This window comes from Marinobacter sp. DSM 26671, from assembly GCF_900112835.1.
In the GTDB taxonomy this organism is placed as follows: Bacteria; Pseudomonadota; Gammaproteobacteria; order Pseudomonadales; family Oleiphilaceae; genus Marinobacter; species Marinobacter flavimaris.
Genome location: NZ_FONF01000023.1, coordinates 45,200 through 54,590 on the forward strand (window position 1 = coordinate 45,200; position 9,391 = coordinate 54,590).

At 56.3% G+C, this 9,391-nt stretch carries 10 protein-coding genes; 6 read left to right on the forward strand and 4 right to left on the reverse strand.

Annotation, left to right across the window (positions count from 1 at the left end):
• Nucleotides 1-27: 27 nt before the first annotated feature.
• Together hemJ and BM035_RS19075 are read right to left on the reverse strand one after the other, a co-directional pair.
• Entirely contained in the window at nucleotides 28-450 is a 423-nt protein-coding gene (gene hemJ / locus BM035_RS19070) for a protoporphyrinogen oxidase HemJ (RefSeq protein WP_092033781.1), read from the reverse strand.
• Nucleotides 451-453: 3 nt separating this feature from the next.
• Nucleotides 454-2,229 (reverse strand): chloride channel protein, encoded by a 1,776-nt coding sequence (locus tag BM035_RS19075; RefSeq protein WP_092033784.1) that lies wholly within the window; start codon nucleotides 2,227-2,229, stop codon nucleotides 454-456.
• A 154-nt stretch (nucleotides 2,230-2,383) separates the two neighbouring features.
• On the opposite strand from BM035_RS19075, the gene argC reads away from it, so the two are divergent.
• From argC to erpA, 4 genes are all read left to right on the forward strand, one after another.
• Nucleotides 2,384-3,421, forward strand: a complete 1,038-nt coding sequence (gene argC / locus BM035_RS19080; protein ID WP_092033803.1) for an N-acetyl-gamma-glutamyl-phosphate reductase — start codon at nucleotides 2,384-2,386, stop codon at nucleotides 3,419-3,421.
• 16 nt (nucleotides 3,422-3,437) lie between these two features.
• Entirely contained in the window at nucleotides 3,438-4,178 is a 741-nt protein-coding gene (locus tag BM035_RS19085; protein ID WP_014575940.1) for a DUF6776 family protein, read from the forward strand.
• A gap of 1 nt (nucleotide 4,179) precedes the next feature.
• A complete protein-coding gene (locus BM035_RS19090) occupies nucleotides 4,180-4,665 on the forward strand; it encodes a bactofilin family protein (protein WP_008173148.1) in 486 nt (161 codons plus the stop codon).
• A gap of 63 nt (nucleotides 4,666-4,728) precedes the next feature.
• A complete protein-coding gene (gene erpA, locus BM035_RS19095) occupies nucleotides 4,729-5,082 on the forward strand; it encodes an iron-sulfur cluster insertion protein ErpA (RefSeq protein WP_008173146.1) in 354 nt (117 codons plus the stop codon).
• A gap of 19 nt (nucleotides 5,083-5,101) precedes the next feature.
• Here the strand turns inward: erpA and BM035_RS19100 are convergent, their stop codons facing one another.
• The gene (locus BM035_RS19100) at nucleotides 5,102-6,199 is read right to left on the reverse strand and encodes an anhydro-N-acetylmuramic acid kinase (RefSeq protein WP_008173145.1); all 1,098 of its coding nucleotides are present in this window, start codon (nucleotides 6,197-6,199) and stop codon (nucleotides 5,102-5,104) included.
• A 7-nt stretch (nucleotides 6,200-6,206) separates the two neighbouring features.
• Nucleotides 6,207-7,616, reverse strand: a complete 1,410-nt coding sequence (locus BM035_RS19105) for an OapA family protein (protein ID WP_008173144.1) — start codon at nucleotides 7,614-7,616, stop codon at nucleotides 6,207-6,209.
• 304 nt (nucleotides 7,617-7,920) lie between these two features.
• Between BM035_RS19105 and tyrS the strand changes: the two genes are divergently transcribed.
• On the forward strand, nucleotides 7,921-9,123 hold the full coding sequence (gene tyrS / locus BM035_RS19110; RefSeq protein WP_092033786.1) for a tyrosine--tRNA ligase: 1,203 nt from the start codon (nucleotides 7,921-7,923) through the stop codon (nucleotides 9,121-9,123).
• A gap of 65 nt (nucleotides 9,124-9,188) precedes the next feature.
• A partial coding sequence (locus tag BM035_RS22815) for a hypothetical protein (protein ID WP_092033789.1) occupies nucleotides 9,189-9,391 on the forward strand: 203 nt, incomplete at its 3' end.

The window sequence follows — 9,391 nt, forward strand, 5'->3', positions numbered from 1 at the left end:
GGGTGTAGCGTTTGATGACTCAGCTCCTCAAAACGGTTTGACAACAGCCAGGATTACAACGGCCAGAAGAATCAGCACCGGCAGTTCGTTGAACCACCGGTAGAACACGTGGCTTCTGGTGTTCCGGTCGTCCCGGAAGACCTTTACAAGGTGCCCGCAATAGAAATGGTAAACGATCAGAATGGCAACCAGAAACAGCTTGGCATGCATCCAGCCCTGGCTGAAATAGCCGGAGGCATTGTAACTGATCAGCCAGACACCGAAGACAACGGTGGCGATCATCGACGGCGTGGTAATGCCGCGGTACAGCTTGCGCTCCATGATCTTGAAACGCTCACGACCAGGCTCATCCTCGCAGGCGGCATGGTAGACGAACAGTCTGGGCAGATAGAAAATGCCGGCGAACCAGCACACTAGTGAAATAATATGGAAGGCTTTCACCCACAGCATTCGTCAGCTCCGTCGGTATTGGTAGTAACTCTCGATATCGGCTTTCAGTACCACGCCATAAACCCGCTGGATCATGGGCGCCACGTGACGTTGTACGTACAGGGCCTCGGCATTGGTTGCATCGAACTGGTTTAACGCTTCCTCCAGAGTGGCCTGGTACTGCACGGGGGCAACGTCTCGACGGTTCGCGGGGATGTCCATCAGATCAATGGACTCCGGCGGTTCGATTTCCTCTTCGGCCACCAGCTTTTCGGTGTCCTCCAGATATCTGGCGAGATCCACGGCCGGCAACAATGCAGTGGGGCCGCTACTGCCTTCAACCACCAGCCACTTTGGCTCGGATTTCAGAACCTTGCGGGCCTCTTCCACCGTCAGGTGGCGTTCAGTTCGCAGTATGCTGCGGTCCATGATGGCACCAACCGACACTCGTCGCAGGGCCTGTATAACCGGGGAATTCTGATAGCTAAGCCCCTGGTTCTTGAGAATGGTCAGGAACAGTGACCTCTTTCCGAACGCCTCGCTGGTCACCAGGCTCGAGGTGGTGATGATCAGCATGCCCGGGAGGATGATGTTGGGGTTACGCGTGAGCTCCATCAATGCCATCAGGGCGGCGAGTGGCGCCTGCAGTACGGCGCCCATCATGGCTCCCATGCCGAGCATGGCGTAGAAGCCAACAGAGGAAGCCTGCTCCGGCATGATCTGGGCGCCAATCAGCCCCATGGCGCCGCCCAGGGTTGCCCCCATAAACAGGGTGGGGCCGATCACGCCACTTGGCATGCCCAGCCCGATGGAGAGCGATGTAATCACCAGTTTGGCGGCCCCGGCTCCGAGCAGGAGCCAGAACCCGAGTTCGCCGTTAATGGTTTCGTTGACGGTGTCGTAACCGATACCCATGGTTTCCGGAATAAAAATGGCAAATGGCACCATCAGAAGACCCGCAAACGTGATGCGCAACAGCACTGGGCGGTGGTGATGCTTGCCCATAGTGTCAACCAGCTGGATAAACAGCGCGGCCGAAATGCCGATAATCACCGCTATGGCGAGTATCCAGGGGATTTCCGTTAGCGAGTTCATGGTCAGCGCCGGCACGTTAAAGGCCGGCTCTGTGCCATAGACCGCCTGAGTAACGATGGCAGCGCTGACAGAGGCCAGGATAATCGGTGTAAAACCCGCAATGGTGTATTCCATCATCACCACTTCCATGGCGAAGATGACGCCGGAGATCGGCGTGTTGAAAGAGGCTGAAATGGCGGCCGCACAACCGCAGGCCACCAGTGTCCGGATGCTGTTGTTCGGAAGCCGCATCCACTGGCCCATCAGGCTTGAAAAAGCCGCTCCCAGGTGCACGGCAGGCCCCTCACGACCGGCCGACTGCCCACTGACCACGGTCGCAACGCCCGAGATGAACTGCACGATCGCGCTGCGCATGGAAATGTAGCCCTGGTGGTAGTTCAGGCGTTCCATCACATGCACAATCCCGACCTTGCGGTCATGGGTGGCCAGACGATGCATCAGCAGCCCCAGACCGAGGGCGCCAGCCAGAGGCAGGAGCCCGCGGGTAATCAGGTCCAGTTGTTCGAAGGATTCGGAGCCATTCCCGGGCAGGAAATGCTCAAGCGGCCATTCGATAGCCAGCCGAAAAACCAGGATCACGCCGCCGGTAATCAACCCGGATAACAGGCCGAGTACGGCCAGTTGTGGCAATGCATCAACACCGGACAGTCGGCGCCGGAAAACAGGAATCAGATGCTCGGTAATCTGGTGCCAGATTTTCTGCATGAGGCCAGCGTTCCGGTGGATTTGGGTGGACTGTCAGAAAGATTCTGACAACATTGTAACGGTCGCCCTGAGGGCTGCAATAAGTCATTGGTTTATCATGGTAGACTACGGCGTCAAAGCTCTTAATTCTGATACGACGTCGCTGGAGAAAATGGTGATTAGAGTAGGCATCGTTGGAGGCACCGGCTACACCGGTGTGGAACTGCTGAGAATCCTCGCGGTTCACCCTGAAGTTTCGGTCAGTTGCATTACCTCCCGTTCCGAAGCGGGCATGCCGGTTGCGGAGATGTACCCCAATTTGCGAGGCCATTACGACCTCGCGTTTTCAGAGCCGGACGTCAATGTGCTTGGGGCCTGCGATCTGGTGTTCTTCGCCACGCCCCATGGCGTGGCCATGAGGATGGTGCCGGAACTTATGTCCGCGGGCGTGCGTGTAGTGGATCTGTCCGCCGATTTCCGTCTTAAAGATCTGGATGTCTGGGCCAATTGGTATGGCATGGCCCATGAGAGCCCGGAGTGGGCGGAGAAGGCGGTTTACGGTTTGCCGGAAGTGGTGCGTGATGAAATCCGCACTGCTCAACTGGTGGCCAATCCGGGTTGCTATCCGACTGCAGTTCAGCTGGGATTCCTCCCGTTGCTGGAGCAGGGACTGGTGGATCCAAAGCGCCTGATCGCCGATGCCAAGTCCGGCGCCAGCGGCGCGGGCAGGCAGAGCAAGATCGGCATGCTCCACGGGGAGATCGGTGAAAGCTTCAAAGCCTACGGCGCCTCGGGGCATCGTCATCTGCCGGAAATCCGCCAGGGTTTGTGCGGTGCTGCTGGCGGGGATGTGGGTGTGACGTTCGTGCCCCACCTGATTCCGATGATCCGCGGCATCGAGGCGACGCTCTACGCCGAGCTGAAAAATCCGGCGGACTTTGATCGGCTCCAGGCCCTGTTCGAGCAGCGTTTTGATGACGAGCCTTTTGTCGATGTGATGCCTTTCGGCAGCCATCCGGAAACCCGGAGCGTGCGTGGGGCGAACCAGTGTCGCATGGCACTGCACAGGCAGGAACAGAGCAACATTGTTATTGTTTCTTCCGTCATTGATAACCTGGTGAAAGGTGCGGCCGGGCAGGCGGTCCAGAATATGAACATTATGTTTGGCCTGAAAGAAACCATGGGGCTTGAGGCCCCGGCGCTTTTGCCTTGATACCCAAGGGAAGATTGTGAGCGAACAGCGAAAGCCGGCTGAAGAGTATGTGGTCATCCGGCATCGACCGGGTTATCGCCTGCGCAGAACCGCCATCCTTCTGGTTTTTACCGTGGTAGCTGCGGTCGTGGGGTATGCCGCCGGGCTCGCCCAGGGCGGGTTCCGTTTTTCCAGTGCCGAGGAGTCGAACCAGGTGCTGGAAAACGAGGTCGAGAAGCTCCGGGATGATTATCGCAAGGCCCGGCAGCAGCTGATCAACCTTGAGCGTGGTCAGGCGATTGACGAGCAGGCCCTGAACCAGGCGCGAAAAACCATTGTGGATCTGGAAACCCGCATTGTGTCACTGCAATCGGACCTGACTTTCTATAAAAACATCATGGCTCCGTCGGAAACCAGCAAGGGGCTTCAGGTAGACAGCTTTTCACTGGTTCGGGCTCGCAATCAGGACAGTTATGACTTCAAGTTGGTGCTGACCCAGGTCGGCAACAACAAGAGCTACATTTCCGGTGTGGTGGCAGTCAATGTCATTGGTTTGCGGGATGAGGAAAAAGAGGTCATCGCCTTGCGTGATCTCTCGGAGGACATAGCCGATCTCGGTGTGAAATTCCGTTTCCGGTACTTTCAGGATGTCGAAGGCTCCCTGAAACTGCCGGAACAATTTGAACCGCTTGAGATCCAGGTGGTTGCCCAGGCAGAGGGAAAAAAATCCTCGCAAGCCGAGCGCACCTTTAACTGGGACGATTTAACGGAGAACTGACATGCTTGGCAAGAAAAAGCAGAAGCCGCGCCGGCCCACGGGCCATTTTGACACCCTGATCTCTTCCCGTACGACGGTTGAAGGCGATGTGCATTTCAGCGGTGGGCTTCACGTGGATGGCCGGATTCGTGGCAAGGTCGTTGCCGATGAGGGCACCGACGCGGTACTGAGGATTTCAGAAGTTGGCGAAGTGACGGGTGATATCAATGCGCCGCACGTCATTATCAACGGAACCGTGAATGGTGATGTCTACGCCTCGGCACATCTTGAACTGGCGGAAAAAGCCTCTATCAATGGAAGCGTTTACTACAACCTCATTGAAATGGCGATGGGGGCGTCTGTAAACGGAAATCTGGTGCATCAGCGGGAGCCGGTAGGGTTGCTATCCCAGGATTCCAAAGCCGCCGTGTCCGGTGAAAAGCAGGCTTCCGCTGGCGATTCGGCAGGGGAGCCCAGCGGTGCGGACGATGGTGGAAAGTCCGAATAGTTGATTGTTTTAGTCAGGAATACCATAATCGCCTGAGTTGTTCACGATAATCCGGAGGCGAACTTGAGCGCAGTTCAGCAACAAATAGCTACACCGCTGTTCTTCAGTGACAGTGCCGTTGCCAAAGTACGTGAGTTGATCGAGGAAGAAGAAAATCCCGAACTCAAACTCCGCGTCTTTGTGACGGGCGGGGGCTGCTCCGGATTTCAGTACGGCTTCTCGTTTGATGAAAGCCAGGATGAGGAGGACACCGTGATCGAGCGTGATGGCGTTTCTCTTCTGGTGGATCCGATGAGTTACCAGTATCTGGTGGGCGCTACGATTGATTATCAGGAAGGCCTGCAGGGCTCACAGTTCGTGGTCCAGAACCCCAATGCAAGTTCCACCTGCGGGTGTGGCAGTTCCTTCTCTATCTGATCTCTGATCCGAAAAGATTTCAGGCCGGGTAGATAGCACCCAGAATGCGAGGGCCGGCCGCGCCGGTTACGTCAGGAAGGTTTCCCGGCTTACCTTCGAAAGCCTGTTTTGCCAGCCAGGCAAACGCCACAGGCTCCACCATTTGAGGGTCGACCCCCAGTTCCGAGGTCAGTGACAGGCTGGCCTCCGGCAGAGCCTTGCCGAGCTCTTCCATCAGGAGTGGATTTCGCGCCCCGCCGCCACATACGTAGATCCGAACATCCTTGGTTTCAGGCAGCTGGTTAACAACGCTGTTGACGGTCAGCTGCAGCAAGGTCCTCTGAATGTCCTCGGTCGGAATCTCAGGGTGGCGACCTACCAGTGTTTTGACCCAGTCAAGATTGAACCGCTCTTTCCCCGTGCTTTTCGGGGGTGCCTTCGAGAAGTAGGCATCGGAAAGCATGTCCTCGAGAAGCTCCTCGTTAACCGATCCCTCGCGCGCCCAATGGCCGTCGCTGTCAAACGGAAGCCCGGTCTGGTCCAGGCACCAGGCATCCATCAGTGCATTGGCCGGGCCGGTGTCGAAACCGGTTGCAGGCGCGGTGGTGCTGGCCGGGAGCCAGGTGATATTGGCAATGCCGCCGAGATTAAGAATACAGCGGTTCTCTGTCTCCGAGCTGAAAAATGCCTTGTGGAAGGCTGGAACCAGCGGCGCTCCCTGGCCCCCAGCGGCCATATCCCGTCTCCGGAAATCTGCGACCGTCGTAATGTTGTTGACTTCGGATACCACGGAAGGATTGCCAATCTGGATCGAGAAGGGTGCTGTGCCGGAAGGCTGGTGACGAAGCGTTTGTCCGTGGCTGCCTATGGCGCGAATTGTCGCCCGGTCAAAGCCGGACGTTTGAATAACGTCGTTCGCCGCCTGGGCAAACAGGGTGCCGACCAGGGTATCCAGTTCACCGATTTCGTCAGGCGCGGCGTGATTCTGGCTGGCGGCCAGCAGCCGGTGGCGAATTTGATCGGGGTAGGGAGTCGTGTGCGAGGCGTGGATATGTACGGTGTTGTTCTGGAAAGACACCAGCACGGCATCAATGCCATCCATGCTGGTGCCCGACATCAACCCAATCCAGGCTTCCATTTGTTTCTCAGTCGTCTGAAGCCAGTGCGAGTTGCTGATAGCTCTCGCGGAACACGTCAAACTGCGCGATTCGCTGTTCGGTGAATTGCTTGAATCGGGCCATCTCGGAAGACGGAATGGGCTTGGCGTCCGGCAACTTGACCGTGCGGGAGTTGCGCGGCGACCCGTTCAGCCTGAACTCATAGTGCAGGTGAGGTCCGGTTACCATGCCCGATGAACCAACATGCCCGATGGTTTGGCCCTGCTTGACTCGGGTGCCATTCTTGATGCCTTTACCCAGGCGGCTCATGTGTGCATACAGCGTGGTGATGTTGTCGCCGTGCTGGAGGATGACAGTTCGTCCGTAACCACCTTTCCAGCCTGCGAATTTCACCCGACCGGAACCTGCCGCCTTGATGGGAGTTCCGGGAGGCGCTGCGTAATCGGTGCCTTCATGCGGACGTACTACGTCCAGAACGGGATGGCGGCGCTGAAGGTTGAACGGAGAAGAAATCCGGGCATTGATGGGGGTTCGCAGGAATGCCTTGCGCATGCTTTTGCCATCGGGAGCGTAGTAATCGCTGTCGCCATTGCTGTCGGTATAAAGCAGTGCGAGGTTTTCTTCGCCGCGGTTAACGAATCGTGCAGACAGGATCCGGCCGGTGTCGAACTTTTCGCCGTCTAGGTAGAGTTCTTCGTAAACCACTTCGAACTGGTCGCCCTTCCGGACGTCGTAGACAAAGTCGATATCCCAGCCGAAGATGCCTGCCAGCTCCATGGTCAGGCTGTCGTTGAGGCCCGCTTCGCGCGCAGCCAGATAGAGGGAGCCGTCAATGGTGCCTGATGCAAAGGCTGGCCGCGCTTCCGGTTTGCGAACTTCGGTTTCGCCGGTAAAGCTTTCGCCTTCTTTGGTAATCTTCAGGGTTTCCAGGCGGTTTCTCTGCAAGTCGATGGCAGCAAGCCCACCGTCTTCGGTTGTCGCAAAACGAATGGTTTCGCCGGCGTACAGGCGCTGGAGTTTTTCGGCCTCTCCGTCGCCATGAATAACCGAAAGCATGATGCCGTCGTTAAAGCCAGCTTTCTTGAACAGGGAGGACAGCGTGTCACCAGACTTGATCGCGAAGGTTTGCCATTCAATTTCCGGCAACTTCGGAGCGACAGGTTGCTCGGGAGCGGAAACGCTTGCCTGCTGCGTAGCCTCTGTCAGGACATCGGATTCAGGCGCTTTCGGCTGGGTGTCCGCAACGGGAGCCTCTGTCGGCATTGCTTGCTCAGGCGCTGCGCCGGTTTCGGAAACGGTGCCTTGCTCCAGATCCAGGGCATAGGACATCCGTTTGGCTTCAACGTTGCTGCTGGGGCTCATGAGAATGGCAGCGGTAACAACAACGGTAGCCGCGGCAGCAATGGTAATGTGAGTTTTAGGAAACATTTTCAGCACGTATCGCACCCGTTTTAATCGGTATTACGGCAGCTTGTACTACCTAATTGAAGCTGTTGTTCAAGTATAGTCCAACAGATTACCGTATAAAATGCATGCGGGACAGCGTGGAACATTACGGTTGCTGCTCCATCCTCCGGATTTCTTTTGACAGCGTTGTTATAATACGCCGCCCTGCAAAGTCGGTGTTGGCCAAAATCTGGTCAGCATATAGTAGCAGGGGAACAGGTAACTCACAGATTTCTTTTGTTGAACTCTGTAACTGACAGAATCTTTCCAAGATCAAAGCGGGGACGTGTTGTTCATGGCATCCATTGATGAAGCGTTGGCGATAATCAAGCGAGGCGTAGACGAACTCATTCCGGAAGATGAGCTCATCGAAAAATTGAAGGAAGGTCGTCCGCTGCGGATTAAGGCGGGTTTCGACCCCACTGCGCCGGACCTTCATCTTGGGCACACCGTTCTTATTAACAAGCTGCGGCAGTTTCAGAATCTTGGTCACGAGGTGATGTTTCTGATTGGAGATTTCACCGGAATGATCGGTGACCCCACCGGGAAAAGCGCCACGCGTCCTCCTCTAACAGAGCAGCAGGTCGCCGAGAACGCGGTCAGCTATAAAGAGCAGGTGTTCAAGATTCTTGATCCCGCGAAAACGCGCGTCATGTTCAATTCCGACTGGATGGGTAAGATGAGCGCCGCCGATATGATCAAGCTTGCCGGGCAATACACCGTTGCGCGAATGCTGGAGCGGGATGACTTCACCAAGCGCTACCGCGCCGAGCAGGCGATTGCGATTCACGAGTTCCTTTACCCGTTGGTTCAGGGGTATGACTCTGTCGCCATGGAGGCCGATGTTGAGCTGGGCGGGACCGACCAGAAGTTCAATCTTCTGATGGGGCGAATTCTCCAAAAGCATTACGGTCAATCGCCCCAGGTGATCCTTACCATGCCGATTTTGGAGGGGCTCGACGGTGTTCAGAAGATGTCCAAGTCTCTGGGCAATTATGTGGGCGTGAATGACTCGCCAGGTGAGATGTACACCAAGTTGCTTTCCATGCCGGATGATCTTCTATGGCGTTACTTCGAGCTGTTGAGCTTCCGGCCGCTTGCAGAGGTGGAGGAGTTCCGTAAGGCTGTCGCCGATGGTGCTAACCCGCAGGACTATAAGAAGTTGCTGGCGGAAGAGATTATTGCCCGGTTCCACGATGAGGAGGCAGCTCGCACTGCCCACAAGTCCGCCGGTAACCGAGTGGCGCTCGGCGAGATCCCGGACAATGTGCCGACTGTCGAAGTGCCTTTAGAGGGTCAGTCCGAGATTCCGATGGCGGCGGTGCTTCGCCTGGCGGGTTTGGTCAAGAACGGCGCGGCAGCCCGGGATGTCCTGGGGCGTGGTGCGGTATTTGTCGATGGTCAGAAATTCGAAGGCGATCGGATGTTTGTGGAAGGCGATGATTGCGTAATCCAGGCTGGCAAGAAGAAGATCGCCCGGGTTCTGATTACTGTCTGATCGATTTGGGGCGATTTTGAGTTTTTTTCAGAATCGCCGTTGACACCCTCGGGCAGGTCTGTAGAATGCGCATCTCTTTCGAGGGGGGCACCGCTGAGGCGGCTCAGAAATCGAAAGATAACTGTTTGAAAGCGCTGAAGAAAATGAGTTTCAAAGTTCTTCAGAAAGCAGTTGACAGGCAAGCGATTCACTGTAGAATGCGCGCCTCGAAACAAGCAGTAAGCCGGGTCATTTTTCGGCGCTTTCCGGAGACGGAAAACATCGAAAA